The sequence below is a fragment of the Kribbella sp. NPDC049227 genome, from assembly GCF_043197265.1.
Lineage (GTDB): Bacteria > Actinomycetota > Actinomycetes > Propionibacteriales > Kribbellaceae > Kribbella.
Genome location: NZ_JBICST010000005.1, coordinates 566114 through 588887 on the forward strand (window position 1 = coordinate 566114; position 22774 = coordinate 588887).

At 67.4% G+C, this 22774-nt stretch carries 22 protein-coding genes; 9 read left to right on the forward strand and 13 right to left on the reverse strand.

The features are described 5' to 3' along the window. Positions 1-8: 8 nt before the first annotated feature. Positions 9-1109 carry a winged helix DNA-binding domain-containing protein gene (locus tag ACGFH6_RS25000; protein ID WP_393388186.1) on the forward strand — a complete coding sequence of 367 codons (1101 nt, stop codon included), beginning with the start codon at positions 9-11 and terminating at the stop codon, positions 1107-1109. On the opposite strand, the gene ACGFH6_RS25005 is transcribed toward ACGFH6_RS25000, so the two are convergent. Continuing rightward, the gene (locus ACGFH6_RS25005; protein WP_393388188.1) at positions 1090-2124 is read right to left on the reverse strand and encodes a methyltransferase; all 1035 of its coding nucleotides are present in this window, start codon (positions 2122-2124) and stop codon (positions 1090-1092) included. The two genes, ACGFH6_RS25000 and ACGFH6_RS25005, sit on opposite strands and share 20 nt — an antisense overlap. Before the next feature lie 95 nt (positions 2125-2219). Here ACGFH6_RS25005 and ACGFH6_RS25010 point away from each other — a divergent pair, with 95 nt between their 5' ends. From ACGFH6_RS25010 to ACGFH6_RS25020, 3 genes are all read left to right on the forward strand, one after another. Beyond that, positions 2220-2948, forward strand: coding sequence for a hypothetical protein (locus tag ACGFH6_RS25010; protein WP_393388191.1), 729 nt, complete (start codon positions 2220-2222; stop codon positions 2946-2948). A 196-nt stretch (positions 2949-3144) separates the two neighbouring features. Further along, positions 3145-4170, forward strand: coding sequence for an NADPH:quinone reductase (locus ACGFH6_RS25015; protein WP_393388194.1), 1026 nt, complete (start codon positions 3145-3147; stop codon positions 4168-4170). Between the two features lie 118 nt (positions 4171-4288). Continuing rightward, positions 4289-6757: a X2-like carbohydrate binding domain-containing protein gene (locus ACGFH6_RS25020; protein ID WP_393388196.1), complete on the forward strand. Its 2469-nt coding sequence runs from the start codon at positions 4289-4291 to the stop codon at positions 6755-6757. 98 nt (positions 6758-6855) lie between these two features. Here ACGFH6_RS25020 and ACGFH6_RS25025 read toward each other — a convergent pair whose 3' ends face one another. Continuing rightward, on the reverse strand, positions 6856-7773 hold the full coding sequence (locus ACGFH6_RS25025) for a LysR family transcriptional regulator (protein ID WP_393388199.1): 918 nt from the start codon (positions 7771-7773) through the stop codon (positions 6856-6858). Between the two features lie 95 nt (positions 7774-7868). Here ACGFH6_RS25025 and ACGFH6_RS25030 point away from each other — a divergent pair, with 95 nt between their 5' ends. Continuing rightward, on the forward strand, positions 7869-8627 hold the full coding sequence (locus tag ACGFH6_RS25030) for a class I SAM-dependent methyltransferase (RefSeq protein ID WP_393388202.1): 759 nt from the start codon (positions 7869-7871) through the stop codon (positions 8625-8627). Between the two features lie 48 nt (positions 8628-8675). Here the strand turns inward: ACGFH6_RS25030 and ACGFH6_RS25035 are convergent, their stop codons facing one another. Together ACGFH6_RS25035 and ACGFH6_RS25040 are read right to left on the reverse strand one after the other, a co-directional pair. Beyond that, a complete protein-coding gene (locus ACGFH6_RS25035; RefSeq protein WP_393388204.1) occupies positions 8676-9110 on the reverse strand; it encodes an SRPBCC domain-containing protein in 435 nt (144 codons plus the stop codon). A 53-nt stretch (positions 9111-9163) separates the two neighbouring features. After that, complete coding sequence (locus ACGFH6_RS25040; protein ID WP_393388207.1) at positions 9164-9433, reverse strand: ArsR/SmtB family transcription factor; 270 nt, start codon at positions 9431-9433, stop codon at positions 9164-9166. Positions 9434-9497: 64 nt separating this feature from the next. Between ACGFH6_RS25040 and ACGFH6_RS25045 the strand changes: the two genes are divergently transcribed. After that, entirely contained in the window at positions 9498-9911 is a 414-nt protein-coding gene (locus tag ACGFH6_RS25045; protein WP_393388210.1) for a DUF6855 family protein, read from the forward strand. A gap of 16 nt (positions 9912-9927) precedes the next feature. Here the strand turns inward: ACGFH6_RS25045 and ACGFH6_RS25050 are convergent, their stop codons facing one another. After that, a complete protein-coding gene (locus ACGFH6_RS25050; RefSeq protein ID WP_393388212.1) occupies positions 9928-10398 on the reverse strand; it encodes a DUF1348 family protein in 471 nt (156 codons plus the stop codon). Between the two features lie 303 nt (positions 10399-10701). On the opposite strand from ACGFH6_RS25050, the gene ACGFH6_RS25055 reads away from it, so the two are divergent. Further along, entirely contained in the window at positions 10702-11616 is a 915-nt protein-coding gene (locus ACGFH6_RS25055) for a ScyD/ScyE family protein (protein WP_393388215.1), read from the forward strand. 17 nt (positions 11617-11633) lie between these two features. Here ACGFH6_RS25055 and ACGFH6_RS25060 read toward each other — a convergent pair whose 3' ends face one another. Beyond that, positions 11634-12008, reverse strand: a complete 375-nt coding sequence (locus ACGFH6_RS25060; protein WP_393388218.1) for a nuclear transport factor 2 family protein — start codon at positions 12006-12008, stop codon at positions 11634-11636. Positions 12009-12098: 90 nt separating this feature from the next. Here ACGFH6_RS25060 and ACGFH6_RS25065 point away from each other — a divergent pair, with 90 nt between their 5' ends. Continuing rightward, positions 12099-12656 (forward strand): TetR/AcrR family transcriptional regulator, encoded by a 558-nt coding sequence (locus ACGFH6_RS25065; RefSeq protein ID WP_393388221.1) that lies wholly within the window; start codon positions 12099-12101, stop codon positions 12654-12656. Positions 12657-12942: 286 nt separating this feature from the next. Here the strand turns inward: ACGFH6_RS25065 and ACGFH6_RS25070 are convergent, their stop codons facing one another. Genes ACGFH6_RS25070 through ACGFH6_RS25095 form a run of 6 tightly spaced genes read right to left on the reverse strand, consistent with a single transcriptional unit; the run spans position 12943 to position 19590 of the window. Further along, positions 12943-13914, reverse strand: a complete 972-nt coding sequence (locus tag ACGFH6_RS25070) for an N-acetylglucosamine kinase (protein ID WP_393388223.1) — start codon at positions 13912-13914, stop codon at positions 12943-12945. Continuing rightward, a complete protein-coding gene (locus ACGFH6_RS25075; RefSeq protein WP_393388226.1) occupies positions 13911-15044 on the reverse strand; it encodes an SIS domain-containing protein in 1134 nt (377 codons plus the stop codon). Before ACGFH6_RS25075 ends, ACGFH6_RS25070 begins: the two co-directional genes overlap by 4 nt. Continuing rightward, on the reverse strand, positions 15041-16405 hold the full coding sequence (locus ACGFH6_RS25080; RefSeq protein WP_393388229.1) for a hypothetical protein: 1365 nt from the start codon (positions 16403-16405) through the stop codon (positions 15041-15043). Before ACGFH6_RS25080 ends, ACGFH6_RS25075 begins: the two co-directional genes overlap by 4 nt. Positions 16406-16445: 40 nt before the next feature. Then, complete coding sequence (locus ACGFH6_RS25085) at positions 16446-17279, reverse strand: carbohydrate ABC transporter permease (protein WP_360440937.1); 834 nt, start codon at positions 17277-17279, stop codon at positions 16446-16448. After that, a complete protein-coding gene (locus ACGFH6_RS25090) occupies positions 17276-18232 on the reverse strand; it encodes a carbohydrate ABC transporter permease (protein ID WP_393388233.1) in 957 nt (318 codons plus the stop codon). Before ACGFH6_RS25090 ends, ACGFH6_RS25085 begins: the two co-directional genes overlap by 4 nt. A 2-nt stretch (positions 18233-18234) precedes the next feature. Next, positions 18235-19590: an ABC transporter substrate-binding protein gene (locus tag ACGFH6_RS25095; RefSeq protein ID WP_393388236.1), complete on the reverse strand. Its 1356-nt coding sequence runs from the start codon at positions 19588-19590 to the stop codon at positions 18235-18237. A gap of 195 nt (positions 19591-19785) precedes the next feature. On the opposite strand from ACGFH6_RS25095, the gene ACGFH6_RS25100 reads away from it, so the two are divergent. Then, the gene (locus ACGFH6_RS25100) at positions 19786-20541 is read left to right on the forward strand and encodes a DeoR/GlpR family DNA-binding transcription regulator (protein ID WP_393388239.1); all 756 of its coding nucleotides are present in this window, start codon (positions 19786-19788) and stop codon (positions 20539-20541) included. Positions 20542-20547: 6 nt separating this feature from the next. Here the strand turns inward: ACGFH6_RS25100 and ACGFH6_RS25105 are convergent, their stop codons facing one another. Further along, a complete protein-coding gene (locus ACGFH6_RS25105; RefSeq protein ID WP_393388240.1) occupies positions 20548-22617 on the reverse strand; it encodes a glycoside hydrolase family 36 protein in 2070 nt (689 codons plus the stop codon). Between the last annotated feature and the right edge of the window lie 157 nt (positions 22618-22774).

Below are 22774 nucleotides of genomic sequence, written 5' to 3' on the forward strand. Positions count from 1 at the left end.
CTGGGGCGATGAGTGCAACGGTGCCGCGTTCGATGCTCAGCCGTCGTGCCCTGAATCGGGCGTTGCTCCAGCGTCAGCAGTTGCTGGACCGGGGGAGCGGGCCGCCGACCGAGCTGATCGAGCGGTTGGTGGGGCTCCAGGCCCAGGCGCCGTTGGCGCCGTACGTCGCGCTGTGGTCGAGGCTCGACAGCTTCGACCCCGACGAGCTGTCCGCGCTGCTGAGATCGCGCCGGCTCGTGCGTTCCTCGTTGCTGCGAGCGACGATTCATCTCGTCACCGCCGAGGACTGCCTGTCGTTGTGGCGGCTCCTGCATCCGGTCGCGGATCGAGGGCTGCGGGGTGCCTTCGGCAAGCAACTGGCCGGGGCCGACATCGACGCGGTCGTTGCCTACGGCACTGAGCTGCTGAGCCAGGAGCCGTACACCCGCAGCCGGCTACGCGAGGTGCTCGGTGAGCGCTGGCCGGACTGGGACGCCACGGCGATGGCGTACGCCGTCAGCTACCTGACCGGCACGGTCCACGTCACTCCCCGCGGGATCTGGGGCGAGAACGGCCCTGCTGCTCTGCAGACGATCGAGAGCTGGCTCGGCCGGTCGCCGGAGACCGACTGTTCGATCGACTCGCTCGTACTGCGGTATCTGGCGGCGTTCGGTCCCGCGAGCGTGGCCGACGTACAGACCTGGTCCGGGCTGACCAAGCTGCGGGAGGTCGTGGATCGGCTCGAGCTGCGTGTGTACGCCGACGACGACGGGCGGGAGTTGTACGACGTACCGGACGGGACGCTGCCTGATCCGGAAACACCCGCGCCGGTGCGGTTCCTGCCGGAGTACGACAATCTGCTGCTCTCGCACGCGGATCGCCGGCGGGTCAATCCGTCCGGACGGGCGATCCCACTGCCGCCGGGCAACGGCGCCGCGATGGGCACGCTCCTCATCGACGGCGACTACCAGGCCGACTGGCGTCACCACCGTGGCAAGGAACCGAGCCTGCGGATCACACCCCACCGCCCGTTGACCACTGATGAGCAGGAGGCGATCGAGCTCGAAGGCTCGCGGCTCCTCACGCTGATCGGCACTCAAGACACGCCGATCACCTTTCCGACCGACTAGGGCCATCCAGCGGAGCTCGGGCGAAGACGAGCAGGGACCGACCCGAGGTCAGCCGCCGCCGTCGTTCCAGCGAGAGGCCGACCGACTCGGCTAACGCACGCAGGTCGTCGTGCGTGCGCTCGCCTCCGCCGAAGAGCACGAACAGCCGGAGATCCTGCGCGGTGGCGTCCAGCCCCGCCGCGGAACTTGCTTGGTCATCGGTCAGCTCGCGTTCGACGACGACAACCCGACCGCCGGGTCGGCATGCCTCCGCTGCTCGCCGCAGGATGACGGCGGCGCCTTCGTCGTTCCAGTCGTGCAGGACATGCGCCAGGACGTAGGCGTCGTACCCCGTGGGCAACGGTCCGCGAAGGTCGGCGGTCACTACTTTCGCGCGGGTGGTCAGGCCGAGGCGTTCGGCTTCCTCCTGCGCGGCTCGGGCCGGACCGGGGCGTTCGACGAGTACGCCGTTGAGGTGCGGCCAAACCCGCAGGAGGCGGTAGAGGAGGTGGCCTCGGCCTCCGCCCAGATCCGCAATGCTGCCCAGCCGCCCCCACAGCGGATCGTCGACGAGTTCGTCGGCCCACTCGGCTGCGCGCGCGCTCATCAGCGTGTCGAACGAGCCTGAGAGCACAGGATCGTCGTCGAAGACCGCCCAGGGATCAGGTCTGCGCTGCCGGCCAAGCAGTGCCGCCAGACAGTCCTCCACGAAGGACCTGTCCATCCGTCCGGCCGCACCACTCCAGTCCAACCGGGCTGCATACGGTCCAGTCCGGTCCCCGATGCGCCGGCCGAGCGCGGTCGACGACACCACGCCGTTCGCGTCCACACCGAGGATTCCGCGTACGGCGAGGAATCGCACCAGGCGCCGTAGGACCGACTCGTCGATCCCCAAGCCGATCGCCAGTTGGCTCACCGGCGTGGGCTCCGCGCAGATCGCGGAGAGCAGGCCGATCGTGACCGCGACCCGAACGACGACTGGGGTCACCAGATCAGTCACCTGGTCCGGATTCGGCGCTGAGGTCGACTGTGGCATGGCGCCAGCATCTGCTCGGCCTCGGCGATCACCCGCAGGGTGGCAGGAACTCGCCAGCGGGGAGGTGGACCCGCCATCGAGGCCAGAATGGACGGATGACACGGAGGCCCGAGCCGGTCGAGCAGGTGAGGCATGCCCTGGAGCAGGGCAGGCGCCGGGTCCGGCTGGGGGCGACCGCACCGGCCCACACCGTGCGTGGGTCGCAGTCGTCGCTCTGGGACACCATCACCAAGCTGCGGGCGCAGGCGCGCCGGGAGATCCTCAGCTTCGACGACACCAGCTACCTACTGGCCAACGACGTACCGGATCCGATCCAACGGCGCGGTCCGGCGACTCTCCGCGCGGCGCTCGGCCGCGGCGCCAGAGTGCGTCAGGTCACCTCGCGAGCGGGCTTGCTCGCCGACCAGCAACTGGGCGCGATCGTCTACCGATCCGGCGGCGAGGCGCGGGTGGTGGACGCGGTGCCGCTCAAGGTCTCGATCATCGATCGGCACACGGCCCTGCTGCCGTTGAACTCGACGGTGCTGGCGGACGGGTTCCAGATCGTGCAGGACCCGAGTGTCGTCGGCGCACTCGTGGCAGTCCACCAGCATCTGTGGAACGCCGGAGCCGATCCGGAGGGCATCGATCGAGACCTGCCTCCACCGCACCTCGCCGTCATCCTGCCCGCGCTGGCTTCGGGTGCGCCCGACGAGGTCGCGGCGCCCCGGCTCGGTCTCTCACCGCGCACCTACAGTCGCCGGGTGGCGGAGTTGCTCAAGGTCCTCGGCGTGCACAGCCGCTTCCAGGCCGGCGCCGAGGCGATTCGCCGCGGCTGGCTCTGACCCCGGCCGCTCCTGGGCAGGTGGCGAGTTGGCGCCAGATCGGCGCGGTGTTCCCGCGACCACAGCAGGGTGGTTGCGACGGCGTCCCGCAGGCTGCGCAATCAGAGGGGGGTGCTTGCGGGACCCGTCGCCAATCGCTGTAGGGCATCTGGGTGCGGGTTAGCTGCTCTCGCCGTGCGGGAGGAGGATGCAAGGTATGAGAGCTATCACGTACGCGCGTTCCGGAGATCCGTCGGTCCTCGAGCTCGGGGAGAGGCCGGTCGCCGAGCCGGGTGATGGTGAGGTGCGGATCCGGGTGATGGTGTCGGGGGTGAACCCGACGGACTGGAAGTCGCGAAGCGGCTCCTACGGCGGTGGACCGGACGAGGCCACGGTGCCCAACCACGACGGTGCCGGTGTGATCGACGCGATCGGCGGTGGTGTGGACGGTCTCAGCGTGGGCGACCGTGTCTGGGTCACTCTGGCCGGCGACGGCCGCCCGGCCAGCGGCACTGCCCAGGAGTTCACTGTCGTCCCCGCCGGCCGCGTCTTCCCCCTGCCGGCGAACGCGGACTTCGAGCTCGGCGCGAGTACCGGCATCCCGGCCATCACCGCACACCGCGCGTTGACGGTCGGCGATGGCGGCGCGGACCGGCTCCGGCCAGGCGCGCTGTCCGGCCGGACCATCCTGGTCGCCGGGGGAGCCGGTGCGGTGGGCAACGCCGCGATCCAGCTCGCCCGCTGGGCCGGCGCGACCGTGATCTCGACAGTCAGCCGGGAGTCGAAGGCCACACTCGCGACGGCCGCCGGCGCCCACCACGTCGTCGACTACACGAAGCCGGACGCGGCCGAGGTGGTCAGGCGGATCGCTCCCGACGGTGTCGACCTCGTCGTCGAAGTCGCAGCAGGCGCGAACGCCGAGCTCGACCTCGCAGTACTCCGTCCGCGCGGGACGATCTCGATCTACGCCAACGACGGCGGTGCGCCGTTCGAGCTCGACGTACGGCGGAACATGGGCCTCAACACCCGCTACCAGTTCGTCCTGCTCTACACGCTCGGCTGGGACCGGATCACGGCCGCCGCGGAAGGCATCAACCACGCCATCGAGGACGGCGCCTACCGCGTCGGAGAGCAGGCCGGCCTCCCACTGCACCGCTACCAACTCGAAGACACGGCCGCGGCCCACGCAGCCGTCGAGGGTGGAGCAGTCGGCAAGGTCCTGATCACCATCGCAGCGACCTGACCGACGGCGGGTGCATTTCCCCGCGCTCACATACTTGACAAGAGTAAGTAAAAGGCCTCAGGGTTCAGATATCCTATCCGATCGCTTCTTCGGGGACCCGTAGAGAGGTCAGCCGCTCATGACCAGATTCCTTCGAAACAAGGCGATCCGAGGACCACTCGTGGCGCTCGCCGTCGCCGCTCTCCTCCCGGTCGGCCTGACCGCGGCGTCGTCCGCCGGCGCGGCTCCGCTGCAGACGGTCACCGCGGCCAGTACGACGTACCCGCCGGCGGGTGAGCAGGCGCGGAAGCCCTACATGGGCTGGAGCAGCTACAGCATGCAGGTGTACTCGCCGAACGGCGGTAGCTGGATCACCGCCGACCAGATCGAGGCGCAGTCGGATGCGATGCACCAGAAGCTGCAGCCGTACGGGTACGAGTACATCAACATCGACGCGGGCTGGAACGGCGGCATCGACGACTACGGCCGGCCGGTGCCGAGCAAGACGCTCTACCCCGACGGCCTGCAGGCAGTGATCGACCACGTCCACGCGAACGGCCAGAAGATCGGGCTCTACGGCATCCCCGGCATCTCGAAGGCGATGCTGGACGCCAATCTTCCGGTGTACGGCGCACCCGGATGTACGACGGGAGACCTGGCGGTCCAACCGCTGCAGAAGGGCGACTACTGGGGCTTCGGCTACCGGATCGACGTCGCGAAGCCGTGCGCGCAGGCGTACATCAACTCGATCGCCGATCTCTACGCCAGTTGGGGCGTCAACTTCCTGAAGTTCGACAGCGTGACGCCGGGCTCAGGGGTCAGCGACCTGTCCATGGACGCCCGCGACGAGGTCAAGGCCTGGTCGCAGGCTCTCGCCCGCCACGGCATCTGGCTCGAGCTGTCCTGGGCACTCGACATCAACTACGCGGACTACTGGAAGCAGTACGCGAACGGGTGGCGGATCGACTGGGACGTCGAGTGCTACTGCCCTGGTGAGGCACTCACGACGTGGCAGAACATCGCGCGACTGTTCCCCAAGCTCGCCGACTGGTGGCGCCATGGCGGACCGGGTGGGTGGAACGACCTCGACTCCCTGGACGTCGGCAACGGCACGATGGACGGGCTGACCAAGGACGAGCGGCGTACGGCGGCGACGCTGTGGGCAGTGTCCGCGGCCCCGTTCTACATCGGCAACGACATGACCAAGCTCGATGCGTACGGCCTCGAACTGCTGACCAACCGCGAGGTGATCGCGGTCAACCAGGCCGGGCGGCCGGCCCAACCGGTGTCCACCAAGACCAACCGGCAGACGTGGTACTCGCTCAACGCGGACGGCTCGTACACCGTTGCCCTGTTCAACCTTGGGACCACCGAGGCCGACATGACGGTGAACTGGGCGGACCTCGGACTGGACGGGTCCGCGCAGGTGCGTGACCTGTGGGCGAAGAAGAACCTGGGCCAGTTCGCGTCCGGCTACACCGCCGCGACCGTGCCGCCGCATGGGACCCGGTTGTTCACCGTCACGCCGCAGAAGGACTCGAAGGTCAGCGTCAACGACGACGATCTGCGGGTGTCGTACGACGGAACCTGGCAGCGCAACGGCAACTTCGAGGTACCGGCGGTCTCCGAACCGCTCACGGTCGCGGTGACCGACTCGTCGGCAGCGAAGGCCGGCGCGACCGCGAAGTCGACCAATGCCGGCGTGCGGACGATTTCGGTGAACAACGACGACCCGGAGATCGTCTACACGGGTTCGTGGAGCCGGAGCACGGGTCGCGGGCTGGGTGACTATCAGGACGACGTGCAGTACACCGAGGCCAACGGGGACGCGTTCACGTACAGCTTCGTCGGCACCGGGGTGGACTATGTGACGGAGACGCACGAGTCGCAAGGCGATGTCGAGATCTACATCGACGGTGCGCTCGAGGCGACGGTCGACACTTATCGCGATCCGGCCGACGGGCGCGGTGCGCAGCAGGTCGTGTACAGCATCTCGGACCTGCCGAACGGAACTCACACGATCCGTGGTGTGAAGAAGTCCGGACAGTTCATGCTGCTCGACAAGCTGAACGTGCGGCAGGAGAGCCTGCTGAACCCGGACACGGCGGCGTTCGACAAGAACCCGTCCGCGCAGGCCGATGTCAGTGTCCAGATCGGGCGCGACTCCGCCGAACTGGACGGGATCGCGAAGGGCGGCAAGGACCTCGTCAAGGGGACCGATTACACCGTCGACGGAACGGCTGTGACGATCAGCAAGAAGTACCTGGCGGCCCAGCCTGTTGGCAGTACGGTGCTCGACTTCCGGTTCCGCGGCGACCATCACGACGACGTGCACTACGCCACCGCGAATGGTGCGGCGATCGACTTCGCCTTCCGTGGCACCGGGGTCGAATGGCTCACCGCACTCGGCCCGGACCAGGGCGATGCCGACGTCTACCTCGACGGCAAGCTCGTACGCCGAGTGAACCTCGCCAACGATGCACGCGTCACCGCCCGCCCGGCCTTCACCCAAACCGGCCTGAAGAACGCCGACCACACCCTGCGCATCGTCAAGGTCTCAGGCGACGTACTGCGCAACGACGTCATCCGCTACACCACCGGAAAGTAGCCCCAGGCAACGGCGGCGCCGCAACCCCGGCGCCGCCGTCGCACTGGATCAGACGGCAATCCGCCCGCCGTACCTGGGCTCTGGTCGCGGCGTTTCGGTTACCGGTCGGCGGTGGCTGATGCGCGGTCGTGGGTTTTCCATTGGGTTGCGACTTCGACTGTGAGTTCGATGGCTCGTTTGGTGAGGGGGGATTGGGTGCGGCCGGTTTGCCAGAGGAGGTAGATCTCGCGGGGTGAGGGCGCGGGGTGCAGGTCGTGGATGGAGAGCTCAGAATCGGCGACCTCGGCGCCGGTCAGGACCAGCCAGGGGAGTACAGCGGAGCCCAGTCCGGACCGAACCATCGCCAGTACGGCCTCGTTGCCGACGGCACGGAACACGATCTGGGGACGGACGTCGTTACGGGCGAACATCGCCTCGACCTCGCGCTGGTCGCAGGTGGGTGGCCACGCCACCATCGGTGCGCGGTCGAGACTCGAGACGCGGACCGGACCTTCGGGGAACGCGCCGCGCGGGGCCACCAGGACATAGGGATCGTCGAGCAGTTTGAGATGTTCGATCTCGCCGGGGACTCGGCGGTCGTGGAACATCAGGTCCACCGTGCCGACCGGTGGTGGATCGGACTCGTCCTCGATCAACCGGATGTCGCAGCGGGGGAGTTCCTCGCGCAACCGGCGGATGACGTGCGGCAGGAGCACGTTCGAGACGCTCTGGAAGGTGCCGATGTCGATGCGTCCTTCGCCGGCCTTGAACCGGTCGACCGCAGCGGTCAGGCCCTCGGTGCGTTCCAACAGCTCGCGACCGTGGGACAACACGACCGTGCCGAGCGGTGTGATCCGCACCGGCTTCGGCCCGCCGGGCCGGTCGAACACCGAACCGCCGACGGCCTTCTCCAGCATCGCGATGTGCTGGCTCACCGTCGATTGCGTGTACCCGAGTCGCACCGCCGCACGACCGAACGAGCCCTCATCCGCGACGGCGGCCATGGTGGCCAGATGCCGCAACTCAACCTCGGCCATGACCTGAAGATACCCGCGTGGATCGGGCTTCGCGATGAAATCGATCGAGAACTATCGCTTTTCACCATGCAGGGAGGCGGCTTAGCGTCGTACGCATGGATCAACCGTTCGACTACGACGCCGAGCTCCGTCGCTATCACGAGCGATTGCGGGCGGCCGCGAAGGTCGGCTCCGACGATCACGTGCTCGACATCGGCTGCGGTACTGGGCTGACCACCCGGGACGCCGCCAAGCGGGCGGTCTCCGCGGTCGGCGTGGACATCTCCGCGGACATGGTGGCGACCGCTCGCCGGCTGGCCGAACAGGAGGGTCTCGGCAACGTCTCCTTCGAGCTGGCCGACGTCCAGGACCACGCGTTTCCAGCGGATCGTTTCTCCCTGGGGATCAGCCGGTTCGGCACGATGTTCTTCACCGACGCTGAGGCCGCGTTCACCAACATCGCCCGCGCACTGCGCCCGGGCTCGCGGCTCGTGCAGCTGGTCTGGCAGGACAGCAAATACCAGGAGTGGTACGCCGTGTTCCGCGGTGAGCAACGCACCGAGCCCGCCACCGGTGGCGCGTTCTCCCTCGCCGACCCGGCGACGTCGCAACGCATCCTGACGGCCGCGGGATTCATCGACATTCAGGTCACCGACGTACGCGAGCAGGTCTACTACGGCAAAGACGCCGAGACCGCCTACGAAGCCGCGCGCGGTCTGCGGATGACCCAGGACCTCGTTGCAGACCTGGATCCGACCGAGGCCGAACAAGCCCGTCAACGCCTGCTCGACGACCTCGCCACCCACCAGACTCCAGACGGCGTCTGGTTCGACTCCCGCGCTTGGATCATCACCGCGCATCGCCGGCGCGATTGAGGCGAGTGCTCTTGAGGCGGCCCCGAACGATGGGAGACCGCACCTGCCTCATCCCGCGGCGGCTGTGGCGTAGCGGGTTGTGATCGTGGTCCAGGCGGCACTGGTGCGTTCGCGGCGGGGTGGGCCGGCTGTGCCCAGGTTGTCCCAGCCGGTTTGTCGGAGGCGTACGACGGTGCTGTTGCCGCGGGCATTGAAGGTGATCTCGACCTCGGTGGCTTCGCTGCGGTCGAAGAACAGGTGCCACAGGAACCGCAGTCGTCCGGGCGGTTCCCAGTCGAGGATCTCGCCCCAAGGGTGCTCCGTCCCGTCCGGCCCGATCTCGACGATGCGTCCGCCGGGCGACGGCTCGAACGTGATCGCCGACGGATCACCGCTGATCGTGTGACCGGCCGGCCACCAGGTCGCACACCTGCGCGTCCACACGTCGAACGCGTGCGCGACCGGTGCGTCCACCTCGAACTCGACGACTAGTGGTTCGATCACGGTTCGTCCAAGGGTTCGGTGTTCTCGGCAACGATCCGGAAGCGGGTGGACGCCTATCCCCAGACCTCCGCGAAGTACGCCCGGACTGCTTCCACGCCGGCGTCCCGCAGTTGATAGACCCGGCGCGTTCCGTCGGGGTCGTCGCTGACCAGCCCGGCCTCCTTGAGCAGCCGCAGGTGCCGGGAGACGGCCGGTCGACTGATCGGCAGTTGCTCGGCGATCTGCCGTACCGACAGCGCGCCGTTCCCGAGGATCTCGACGATGGCGCGCCGGTTCGCGTCGCCCAGCGCGTCGAGTGCGGATCCGGCCTCACGCGGTTCCACTCCAGCCTCCCATCTCGGTAACTTCAGTGTTACGGTAACCGAAAATGGACCAAGAGGGGGAACCATGCCTGACTTCCAGGGGTCGGGGACGGCCGAGGACCCGTGGGTGCTCAACACGCCGCCCGGCGGTTCGCAGTACCAGGTGCACCGCGACGAGACGGCCGAGCCGCCCGCGCTCGTGTGCCAGGTGGGTACGACGAAGCTCAGCTACCAACTGCGTTGCATCGACGATCTGCACGCGATGCTGAAGGCGTACGGCGACTGGATGCCGCTCGGCAACGCCGATGAGCAGAAGCCCGCGGCACCCGGCACGGTCGAGGCGTGGGCGCGCGCCGACGACAACCCGGTCGGCGGCTGGTACGGCCTCCGCAAGGGCTACCGCGGCCGCTTCGCCAACTACGTCCCGCCCGTTCTCGAGGCTCTCGGCCTGGTCGAGCTCGAGCACAACGCCCGCAACAACCGCATGCGAGCCCTGTAGGCCACGACGATCGGGGCTAGAGTCCCAGCTCGGTCAGGCCGGGGTGGTCGTCGGGGCGAGGTCCGGGAGCGTCCCAGTGGAAGAGCCGGTCGGACTCGTTGATGGACTGGTCGTTGATGCTGGCCCGGCGTACTCGCATCAGTCCGAACTCGTCGAACTCCCAGTTCTCGTTGCCGTGGCTGCGGAACCACTGCCCGCCGGCGTCGTGGCACTCGTACACGAAGCGAACCGCGATCCGGTTGCCGGTGTACGCCCACAGTTCCTTGATCAGGCGGTAGTCGAGCTCGCGCTCCCACTTCTGCGTCAGGAACCCGACCACCTCGTCACGTCCGTTGACGAAGACGTCCCGGTTACGCCACCTCGTATCGGTCGTGTAGGCGAGCGAAACGGCCTCGGGATTGCGCAGGTTCCAGGCGTTCTCCGCGGCCCGCACCTTCTGGATCGCGGTCTCCTCGGTGAATGGCGGCAGTGGTGGTCGGGTGTTCATCAGCTCTCCTCGGTCGGGGCCCGTCGAGGACAGTATCCAAGATCCTGCGAAGACCAGTTCCCTTGACGGGTCGAGGGTGCGGGTGGAGGCTGACGACAGGGGGTTCACGATGGTTCCCGAGTAGGGGCGGTGGGGCTGTCAGACCAGGCCACCGCTGAGCGGCGACCGTTTGTGTTCGTGGAATGTGACGAGGGGGGACCCATGTCTGCCACGCGTCGTATTGTCCTGTCCATTGCAGCCTTCGTTCTCGCAGCGGGGGTGATCGCACCCACAGCGAGCGCACACGACCGGCGAGGGCCGAGCGTGACTCGACTCGCGAGCTTCGGCAGCGGAGGCCCCGTCACCGGAAGCACGATCGGCCCGGACGGAGCCCTGTACGTCACCGATGGGGACGCCGGAAGTGTACTGCGGATCAATCGGCGAAGCGGTCACGTGACCACGTACGCCACCGGACTGCCGCGGAAGGCGTTGCCCAACGCCATCGGTGGACCGGTTGACATCGCATTCGTCGGCCGTACCGCATACGTACTGGTCACTCTGGTCAGCGGCAAGGCCTTCGGCCAGCCGTTCGGCAACAGCGCTGACAAGAACGGCATCTACCGCCTCGAGCGCAACGGCAGCTTCACGCTCGTGGCTGACATCGGCAAGTGGTCGGTCGACAACCCGCCGGTCCCTGCGTTCTTCATCGACACCGGTGTGCAGTACGCGATGGAGGTCTACCGCGGCCGGTTCCTCGTCACCGACGGGCACCACAACCGGGTGCTGTCGGTCACCCGGCACGGCTCCATCAACGAGATCGCCACGTTCGGAAACCAGGTCCCGACCGGGCTCGAGGTGGCCAAGGGCCGCGTCTTCATTACCCAGCTTGGCCCGAACCCGCACGTCCCGGCGACCGGGAGGGTCCTCGAGTTGCGTCGCGGATCGGACCCACGCGTGATCGCCAGCGGGGCGAGCATGTTGATCGACGTGGAGCGCGGGCCGGGCGGCAAGCTGTACGCACTGTCGCAGGGTCAATGGGACGGTGTGGGCGAAGGCTCGCCGGCCTTGCCCAACACCGGCCGACTGGTCGTTGTCAAACGCAACGGAAGTTTGGCGCCGGTCGTCGACGGCCGCGGACGGGAGCTGGTCCTGGACCGCCCGACAGCCATGGAGTTCGTCGGCAACACCGCGTACGTCGTATCCATCAACGGCACCGTCTACAAGGTCAGCAACCTCTAGGCGTTCCCGGTGGGCTCTCAGTCCGGAAGTGGGAGCCCACCGGGCGTCTTGGTGTACCCGAGTTGCTCGATGACGCGGCCGTCGCTCACCCGCGTCACGTTCACGCCGAGAACGGACTCGGCGTCGGTGGGCCCGAAGCGGTAGCGCCACCGCACCGCCGCCCAGTCTCCGGCCGAGAACACGTGCTGGACTTCGAAAGTGGTCGACTCGTCGTCCATCAGCTCGCCCCAGAACGCCACGCACGCGTCCTTCCCGACGAACGAGGCGCCGTCGGGAGCGGGCTGGGCCGCGACCATCACGCAGTCGTCATGGACGAGGGTGGCGAGTGCGTCCTTGTCGCGCTGCCGAAAGGCGGCGTTGAAGCGGTCAATGGTCTCAGCGGTGTCGGTCATCTCGTCCTCCTGGAAAGTAGAACAGTTGGTCTACTCATGACCGTAGTAGACTGACTGGTCTATCGTCAAGGAGAGGATCAGGATCGGCTGATGACTCCCAGGACCTCGCCAGGACCCCGGGAACGACTTCTCGCGGCAGGGCAGCAACTCTTCTACTCACAAGGCGCCTCGGTCGGAGTGGATGCGCTGCTCAAGGAGGCGAACGTCGCCCGCAGGTCGCTCTACGAACACTTCGGCGACAAGGACGGCTTGATCGCGGCGGTTCTCCGTCGCGCCTCCGCGGAGGACCTTGCCTGGTACGAGGAGGCACTGGCCGGCGCCACGGAACCGCGAGCCCGGCTGCTCGGGCTCTTCGATCGGCTCGACGAACTCGTCGCGACCCCGGACTTCCGAGGCTGCCGGTACTTCGCGACCGACCTTTCGTTCGCGGACCCCGCTCATCCGGCCCATGCGGAGACCGACGCTTTCCGGCGGAGCCTTCGGGCGCTCCTCGTGCGGGAACTCGAGGCCTTGGGCCATGCCCACCCGGAACGCGCCGCGGAGCAACTACATCTGCTGATCGAGGGCACCCTGGTGGTGGGGGCCACCCAGGACGGTCACCATCCTGGCCGCGCCGCGCGCGACCTCGCCGTCGTCGTTCTCGGCTGACGAGAGAGATTCACGAGACGGCCGGCCCCGGAAAACGGGAGCTGTGTGGGGGGCTCAACCGTGCAGACGAAGTCGACCGTCCCTTAGCTCCGATTGTGGACTACAAAGTGTCGAAAACCTACGTATTCGAACGTTTGAAGGTTGTCCGTGGCGCCAAATTGGAACGGTCCGGGCCCGCTGCGTGGCTGAACGGTCCCAGACCTCGAAGCAACCAGACCCCCGAGAAGCCCAGCACCTCTGGCCTTCCAGTACCCGATCCGCCCTGGGCGATTCGTCGTACCGGCAGTCAACTGAGCGGGCGCAGCTTGTGCTCGTCCAACGACTCTCCGGCCTGGGCTGCCGCGTGGAGTGCCGCGCCGACCACGGGGGAGTACAGCGGCGTTCGAAGGTCGTAGGTCTGGCCCTGCGCGGCCAACGCGGTCGTGAAAGGCTGCAGCACCTCAGGCGCCGTGAGTACGCCGCCCGAGTAGGACACCGGGACCGTCTCCGCCGGGGCGAAGCCCAGGCGCGAGCGCGTTGTGTCCACGAGCCGCACGAGTTCGGCCACCGCGTCACCAACGATTCGCCCGGCGGCCGCGTCACCCAGCCCGGCGGCCCGGACGACCGGCCGGGACAGCGCGGCCACGGCCCGCCGGCTTCCGCGCCAGCGATTGAGCACGATGTCGAGGAGATCGAGATCGGACGCCAGCCCGAGCTCCTCCCGCAGTACGGCGAGCAGCGGTCCGGGCGGCAGCCTGCCGTCACTCATCTGCGAGAACGCGCGCAGACCTTGGACACCGATCCAGTAGCCGGAGCCCTCGTCGCCGAACAGTTCGCCCCAACCACCGACGCGGGCCCCGATGTCGCCGTACCGGCCGTACGTCATCGACCCGGTCCCACTGATCACGTTGATGCCGTCAGCAAGCCCGAGCGAACCGGCCCAGGCGCAGACCATGTCGTTGCCGCAGCTGTAGCGATCGTGTCCTAGTGCGGTCCGCGGTGCCGCGTCGAGCAGCGGTACGTCGCCGCTCACCTCGCCGTACGCCGGCAGGCCGAAGAACGCCGACGTGATTGCGGCCGGCTGGATCCCGGCACTCGCGCAGATTCCGGCGACCGCCTCGGTCAGTACGCGCTCCACCAGCGAGACGCCCTCGCCCTCGGCCGAGTCGAGGTAGTAGCAACTCGGCGCGTCGGCGGTGGCCAAGACTTCGCCGTCACCGGTCACCAGGCACAGCGCCGTACCCGAACCACCGCCGTCGACGCCCAGGAAGATCGTCACGGCGTCAGTGGGTGGATGGTCACGCCCTGAACGACGCGATTGACCTCGCCGTCGGGGAAGGGATTGTCCGGCGTTCGACCGAGCGCCACGGAGAATCGCAACGCGAGCAGTTGAGCGATCACCACGAACGGCAGGGTCAGTACGGCGTCGTCCACGTCGGCCACCCCATCGATCTGCCAGGCTTCTGCATCATCGGTCTGCGCGCTGACGGCCAGCACGTTCTCGGCCCCGATGGCCGCACGGAGTTCCTCGACGATGTCCTGGTCGTACCGGCGGGTGTAGGAGTCGTTGGACAGGTAGACGACGGCAAGGGTCCCGTCCTTGAGGACTGCCTTCGGTCCGTGCCGGAACCCGAGTGGTGTGTCGTAGTAGCTGATCACCTTGCCCGCGGTGAGTTCGAGCAGCTTCAACGCCGATTCCCTGGCCAGTCCGCCCAACGAACCGCTGCCGAGGTAGACGACCCGGTCGTAGGGGCGACCGGTCAACCGAGCCAGCTCGTCCGGCTGCCCCAGAACCTGCTCGGCCGCGGCGGCCAGCCGCTCGGCGAGCCGCGGATCCTGGTCCGGCGCCAACGTGAGCCAAGCGGTCAACAGCATCGAGGTGAAGCTTGACGTCATCGCGAAGCCGCGGTCGTTGGTTGCTGACGGCATCAACAGGACCAGAGAGGATTTGGAGCCGCTGTGCTCGCGGGCCAGCTGGCCCTCTGGGTTGCAGGTGATCACCAGCTGATGCACGGATGTCAGGCAGGTCGTGGCCAACTGGGTGGCCGCGACACTCTCCGGGCTGTCGCCGGAGCGAGCGAACGAGACCAGGAGCGTGGGCACGTCCTCGGCGAACATCTCCCGGGGATTCGGGACGATGTCGGTCGTCGCCACCGCATCGACACGGCGCCGACGGGTCCTCGCCAGCGCGGGAGCCAGCACCTCTCCGGCGAAGGCAGACGTCCCAGCACCGGTCAGCACGAGGCGCAGGTCGGGCAGCGCGAACAGTGGCTCGAGGAACGCGGCGACCTCGTCCGACCTGGCGGCCAGAGTCTCGGCGGCCTCACGCCAAACCGCTGGCTGCTGAACGACTTCGCGGTAGGTGGTGAGGGAGGCCAGCCCGTCCGTGGTGATCGGTGCGCCGGTCATCTGGCCGGCTCCGTCTCCGCGAACCGATCCAGCAGCGGCCCGTGTGCCTTGATCGCGTCGTCCAGGATTCCGGTCGCGACGTCGAGCCGGCCGACGAGCGGATCGAGTACCAGCGCCTGCAGCGCGAGCGCTCGGTCGCCGGTCAGGGCGGCTCGAACGGTGATCTCCTGCTGCTGAGCTCGTGCGGTCAGTACGGCGGCGATCCCGTCCGGCAACGCGCCCACGCCAAGCCCGGTGATCCCCGCGGCGCCGACCACGGCCGGCACCTCGACGACGGCGGTCGGCGGCAGGTTGGGGATCTTGCCCTCGTTCGGCAGGTTCACCGCCAGCTCGACGTGTTCGTTGCCGCTGACAATGGCTTCCGCGATCGCCACCAGCCGCTCGGCCTCCTGATTGTCGGTCCGCGGTAATGGCGCCTTCCCATCGGCTTGGGCATGCAAGAGCTCCCAGAGGTCGTCCTTCTCGCCGATGTACTCCATCGTCGCGTCCCGGCCACCCTGCAGTCCCCAAGGCAGCCGGGTCTCGTCTGCCGGGTGGCCGTCCTCGGCCCGTAGGTACCAACCGAAGAACTCGGAGACGTGCCGATCACCTGGTGCCGGATAGAGCCCGAACGTCCGCAGCAGATCCGCCGAGACGGGCAGATGGACACCTTCCTCCCGAGTGGATGGCGCGTCCACACCGCCGGCGCGCTCCGCCACGCGCCGGCGCAGCAGCGGATACAGATCCTCGGTGCCCCTGCGTACGTCGAGCAGCCAGCACAGATGGTTGAGGCCCGCGAAGACGGCGTTCACCTCGTCACGCGGGATGCCGAGATCGGCGGCCAGCTTGGACAGCGTGTGCATGGTCCCGTGGCACAGACCGACAGCCTTGACGCCGGTCTGGAGGGTGATGGCCCGGACGTTGGCGGTCAACGGATTCGAGTAGTTGATCAGCTGCGCCGCAGGTGCCAGGTCTGCAACGTCGGTTGCTATGGCCACCAATTCGGGCACGTGCCGGAGCGCGCGCAGTACGCCGCCTGGCCCGACGCTGTCGCCCACGGTCTGAGCGATGCCGTAGCGGGCCGGCACCTCGATGTCGGCGCGCCAACCCGCGGCGGCTCCGACCGCGATCGTCGTGGTGACGAATCGCGCGCCTGGCAAGGCGTCCCGGCGATCGACGTGGGGGACGAACTCGAGCTCGGCGCCTCGTTCGGCGGCGATCCGGCGCCCCACTCTGGCCATGGTCTCGGCGGCTTCGCCGTTCAGGTCGACCAGGTGGACCGTCCAGCCGTCGAACGTCCGGGACGAGGCGAGATCGGTCATCAGGCCGGGGGTGAACACGGTGCTGCCCGCGCCGATCAGGACGAAGGACTTCTCGGTCAAGGACTTCTCCTTCAGGAACGTGGATCGATCACGCCGGATGTCACTTGGTGCTCCCGGCCAGCAGGCCGTTGACGATGTAGCGGTTGAAGGCCAGCGCCAGCAGTGCGGGGACGATGATCGCCAGTACGCCGGCCGCGTTCAGCAGCGTCGACGGCACCACGTGCCGGCCCTGGAGAGAGGCGATCACGACGGTCAGCGGCTGTGTGGACAGATCACTCGACAGCACCAGCGGGAAGAGGAACTGCCCCCAGGCGAACAGGAAGGTGATCAGAGCGGTGGAGATGATGCCCGGTCGTGCCAACGGCAGCAGCAGGTGCCACAGCACTTGGAGCCGGCGAGCACCGTCGACCAGCCCGGCCTCTTCGATTCCGACCGGCAGACTGGCGAAGTAGTTGTGCAGGATCCAGGTCGCCAGCGGCAGGAAGCCGGAGACGTAGACCAGCACGATGCCGGTGTAGGTGTTCACGAGCCCGAACGTGCTCATGATCCGGTACAGCGGGATCAACGTCGTGTACGCCGGGAACGCCATCGTCGCCAGAACCGCGTAGAACAAGACGTTCCGGCCGCGGAACCGCATCCGCGCGAACGCGTACCCGGCAAGCGTCGCGAGCAGCACGGTCACGATGGTTGCCGCACCGCACTCGACGACGATGTTCACCGCGGACCGCCGGATCTGCGCCGGCACGTCGCTGTCGCCGGTCAGCAGCGTTGCATAGTTGTCCAGAGTGGCGTTCGTCGGCAGGTAGTGCGCGGGCTTGGCCCGTGCGTCGGCCTCGGTCTGCAGGCTGGTCTTGATCGCCCAGTAGATCGGCACCAGTGACCAGATCAGAATCGCCGCGACCCCGAGACCGCGGGCGCCGGTCCGTCGTTTCACAGCTCGACCCTCCGGTAGACCAGGCGGACCACGACCAGCGAGATCAGCAGCGTGACGATGGTGATCAGCAGGGACAACGCGTACCCCTGGCCGAAGTCGAGATCCTGGAAGCTGATGAAGTACGTCTGCATGGTGACCGAGGCCCCCGTGTTCGCCGCACCGTTCAGGACGTACGGCTGGTCGAAGACGTTGAGCGTGGCGATCACCGCCTGCACCATGGTGACCGCGATGCCCGGCCGGGCCAGCGGCAGTGTGATCCGCCGGAACGCCGACCACGACGTACAGCCGTCGATCTGGGCTGCCTCGTACAGCTCGCCCGGGATGAGTTGCAGGACGGCCAGGATCAGCAGGACCGAGAGTGGCGCGATCTGCCAGACCTGGACGAGTTCGATCAGAGCGATCGTGAGCAACCGGTTCTGACCGAGCAGTACGGCGTTGCCGTCGCTGAGATGGAGTGAGGACAGCACACTGTTGATCAGACCCGCGTTGGGATCGAAGATCCCGGTCCAGAGGATGCCCTCGACCACTCCCGGCATGGCCCACGGCAGGATCAGGATGGCGATCACCAGGCTGCGGCCACGGAACGGCTTCTGCAGGACGACGGCGGCGCCGATGCCGATCAGGGTGGACAGGGTCACGCCGATCATGACGTACAGCGCGGTGTTGCCGATGCTGCCGATGACGGCAGGGGCGTGCCAGAGCCGGGTGAAGTTGCCGAATCCGTCGAACCGCGTGGGTGGATCGAGGGCGTCGACCTTGAAGAACGACTGCACCACGGTGAACACGGCCGGCACCAGGGCCAGGCAGGCGATGAAGATCATCACCGGCGCGACCAGCAGGTACGGCAGCAGGTCGACGCGGGAGCGGCGTACCGGTGCGACGCCGGCCGGCCCGGCCGGGGGACGCGGTGCCGCCCCCTCGGCCGCCAGCGGTTCGGTGGTCGAAGAGCTCACCGTCACGACCCGGAGGCGAGCTGGTTCGCCGTGTCGCCGATCGTCTTCATCGCCTGCTCGACCGACATCGAGCCGGTCGCGGCGGCGTGCAGGTTGGTGTAGACCGCGTTGGAGAACTTCGGGTACCACGACGGTGCGCCACCCTCGAAGACCGGCTTGGAGCCCTTCAGCATCGGCTCGAGATCCGTTCCGCCGACCAGATTGCCCTTGGCAACCATCTGCTGGACCGCGGACAGATGCGACGGGATCGGGTACGTCGCGAAGGTCTTCTCCGGACCGTTCACGCCGGCGAAGTCGGCCTGCTGCTCGGTGGCCGTGAACCACTCGATGAACTTCGCGGCGGCGTTCGGGTACTTGGCCTCCTTGGGGATGCCGACACCGTCCGGGTTGCTGAGGTTCGCCGCGGGACCCGAGGCGCCCGGGGTGGGCAGGTACTTCACCTTGCCGACGACCGACGAGGACGCCTTGATGTTGTACAGCGTGCCGACGTTGCCGGAGTAGTCGGAGAAGGTGCTGGCCACCTGCCCCTTGGCCATCAGGTTCTGCTGTCCCTGCGAGTCGGTGACGTTGATGTTGCCGGGCGGGACGAGGCCGGTCTTCAGCGCGTCCACCATCCACTGGGCCGCCTTGTAGCCGGCCGAGTCCGGGCTGGTGAACTGCGGCTTGCCGTCCTTGTCGAGCACCGTCCCACCGAACGCACCGGTGGTCTCGTACCAGTACGTCGACAAGCCCTCGGCGGCCGCGAACGGGATGTTCAGCGGATGCTCGGCGACGCCCTTGGCCTTGATCGTCTTGAGCGCGTCGGTGTACTCGTCGATCGTCTTCGGTGCAGGATTCGCGCCGGCCTTCTGGAACAGCTCCGTGTTCACGGTCGTCACCATGAACGAGGCGTCGTACGGGACGCCGACCACGTGACCGTCGACGGTGAACGACGCGAGCTGCGGTACGTCGGCCTCCATCGCCTTGGTGTCGACGTAGGTGTCCATCGGGTAGAACCACTTGAGCTTGCCGAGCTGACCGACCCGGGACCAGTCCACATTGGTGGCGTCGGCGAAGTAGGTCTTCGCAGTGGCGGCGGCGGAGATCTTGCTCTGCAGGCTGTCCCAGTCGATGTTCACCCAGTTGACCGTGATGCCGGTGTCCTTGGTGAACGCGGCCAGCGCGGCCTTCGGTGGTGGGTCCGAGGCGAGCGCGACGGTGATCGTCACTCCGCTGGTCTGGGTCGAACCGCCGCTGCTCTGTTTGTCTCCCGACCCCGAGCCGCCGCAGCCCGCAAGCACGAGGGCGAGGCTCGTGACGCCCGCCGCCAGTGCTGCGTTCCACCGCGCTGTACCCGTCCGACGTCTGGTCCTCAGCATGGATTCTCCGTTGTGATCTCGGCCCTGGCCGAAGCGGCCGGCGTACGAGTGAGAGACGCTGCGCAATCGCGCATTCGATCGCGCGAATTTGATGCGAACGTAGCTGAATAGAAAACAACCGGTCAAGGCATTCGATTACATGCGCAGAATAATGCGCAAGTGCTCACGAGATGTGCATCTTGTACAGTGCCCGTTGTGCGGAAGTCAGAGCGGTTGAGTGCGATCCTCGATCAGGTCGGCGAGCACGGCAGCGTGGACGTCGCCGCGCTGGCCAGGACGCTCGGCGTGTCTGGCGCGACGATCCGCCGGGACCTGCAGGCGCTGAGCCGCGAGCAGTTGCTGGTGCGGACGCACGGCGGAGCGATGTCCAACGAGTCCGGCGACGAAGTGCCGACCCGGGTGAAGGCGGCGCTGCGACAGGCGGAGAAGCGGGCCATCGGCAGAGCCGCTGCCTCCTTCGTGGAGGAGGGCGCGGTTGTCGGCATGACCGGCGGCACCACCGCCCTCGAGTTGTCGCGCGCGCTCGCGCAACGTCGCGGAATCACCGTGGTGACGAACGCGATCAACATCGCCTCCGAGCTCGTCGGTCACGCGGGCGTCCGGCTCGTGCTGATCGGCGGGATCGCCCGCTCCTCCTACGAGCTGGTCGGCCCGGCCGCCGAGGCGATGCTCGCGAACTACCATCTCGATATCGCGTTCATCGGCGTTGACGGACTCACGCCGGAGGAAGGCTGTACGACGTACGACGAGATGGAGGCGCAGACCGACCTCGCGTTCCTGCGCCGGGCCTACCGCAGTGTGGTGATCGCGGACAGCTCCAAGCTCGGCCGCGTCACCTTCGCCCGGATCAGCATGCTCTCCGGCGTCACCGATGTCGTCACCGATCGCGGCGCTCAGCCCGGCCAACTCGAAGCACTGCAGCGAGCCGGCGTACAGGTGACTGCGGTCTGACCGGGATCAGTGGCGCTCGGCAACGACGAGCTGGAACTTCTCGAACGTCAGCCTGACGGTGTTGTGCCGTGAGTCGACAGTGCCCAGAGACGTTCCGTTGAAGGGATCGGTCACCGTGTACTCGCCCTTGCCCAGCCCGCGCAGCTCCACGTCTCCATCCCATTGGTCGGCGTAGAAGGCGTAGTGCAGCGTGGAGTTCTTGGCGATGACGTGTGTCTCCGGCAGGTCGAACCCGACGTCGTACAGCTCACCGCGGTACTCCCCGGTGGGCAGCATGTTCTTCTCGTACAGGTCGACCCACTTGCGCCAGAGCGCCTCCTTCTCCGGAGTGAGCACCTTCTCCCGCCCCGGCTTGGTCCCCGGCGGGTCACTGGGGTACGTGAACTTCGTCGACAGCACTGCGCCGACGCCGTAGCTGGAGGCGAAGTCGTTGCCTCCGTCACTCAGCTCGACGTGGTCACCGGCGTAGCTGGAGCCCCGCCCCATCAGCGCCTTCATCGACTTGCCCTTGGTCCGGACCTGGTACGACGACGTCGGGTCCGAGCCCGGGTACTGGTCGACGTACGGCAGGTTGTGGAACGCGAACGCCGTACCGCACGGGCAGAGTTCGACGACCGCGTTGCGATTCTCGGCGTGCGCGGCGTCGTGGATCGCCTTCCAGAACTGCGCCAGTCCCTCGGTCGACTCCTCCGGCCGGGCGTGCTCGTGAGCGGGGTTGTAGCAGGGCGTGACGCCGTTCAGATGCTGCCCGTCGATCTTGAGTCCTTCGTAACCCCAGTCACCGATGAACTTCCGCGCCTGCCCGGCGAAGTAGTCGACCACCGGCTGGTACGCCGGGCACAGGGTCCAGGCGTCCCACCAGGTCACCTGTTGTTTGTTGCCGTCGCGGTCGAGCAGCAGCATGTCGGGGCGTTCCTTGAACAGGTTGCTCCCGGGATCCGCGGCCAGCGGCGCCCACCACAGCCGGGGCAGCAGGCCGGCGTCGCGAATGTCCCGGGTGAACGCCCGCATGTCCGCGTCGCCGCCGGGGAACTTCGCCAGGTTGATGTCCCAGTCGCCCTCGTTGGTCTGCCAGCCGTCGTCGAGACCGGCCCATGTGAACCCGACATCGCGGACCTTCGGCAACGTCCCGAGCACCTGCTCGACGGTGAAGTTGCGCTCGTATCCCCAGGCACACCAGACCGGAGCGTACGCCGACTTCGCGACCTTGGGCGCCCGCAGACCGAGGTCGCCCAGGTAGTCGCGATACCGCTGCAGCGGCACGAAGTGGTCGCTGGGATGGACCGTCACGAAGGTGGTGTCGGTCGTCAGCCGTTGTCCCGGCTTCAGGGTGCGCGGGGTGTCGCCCTCGATGGCGATGCTCGCTCCGTGCTCGGACTTGCGGACAGGCATCCGCAGAATCCGGGCCTCGGGCTCGACGTGCCCTACGGAGAGGCCGCCGGTGCGACGCCAGATGGTCGCCATCGGGGTGCCGCCTCCGTAGTCGGAGGCATCCATGCCGAGGGAGTTCTCCTGGGCGAAGTCGTCGGTCACCGGTTGCACCCAGTCGCGCCGGTCCTCGTGTGTCGAGCCGGAGAAGGTGTAGAAGCCGCCTGGCGATTGCAGCAGTTCGTGGGCACCGTTCCGCCAGCCGGTGATGTCGAGCGACTGGCCGGACAGGTTCGTGTAGCTCACCTGCATCACGGCCATACCGCTCAATCGCTGATAGCAGGTGAGCTCGACGGTCTTCCGCACATGTTCCTGGGAATCACCTTCGATGGTCACCTGCACTCCTGCGCCATGGCGGGAATGCCAGGTCTTTCGCGTCCGGTGTTCGCGGTAGGCGAAGGTGTCGATGACTGTTTCGCCGAGGAGCAACGCCTCGCCGGCGTCGAACCGCGTCAACTGCGAGCCGTTCAGCGCGACCCTGCTGTGCAACTGGTCATCGAACTCAACGGTGATAGAAGTGTCGCCGACGCCCACGATCCTGGGGTCGCGCTTCGCCTCTGCCGCAGCAGCGGTCGCGGCCGGGAGCGCGGCCAGACCTGCGCCTCCCAATGCGATTTTCAGCACGGTTCGCCGCTTCATATCGGTCATGCCAAAACCCCTCGGGAGTGAAAGCCGACGCAGCGCAAATATGCGCGATGAGGCCTGAAACGTAATCTGACGAACACATTCCGTCAAGGCAACAATCTATTCGCGCACAATATTGATCAAAACGCGCAATTGGCAGTTCCAGTGCGATCCCCAACCT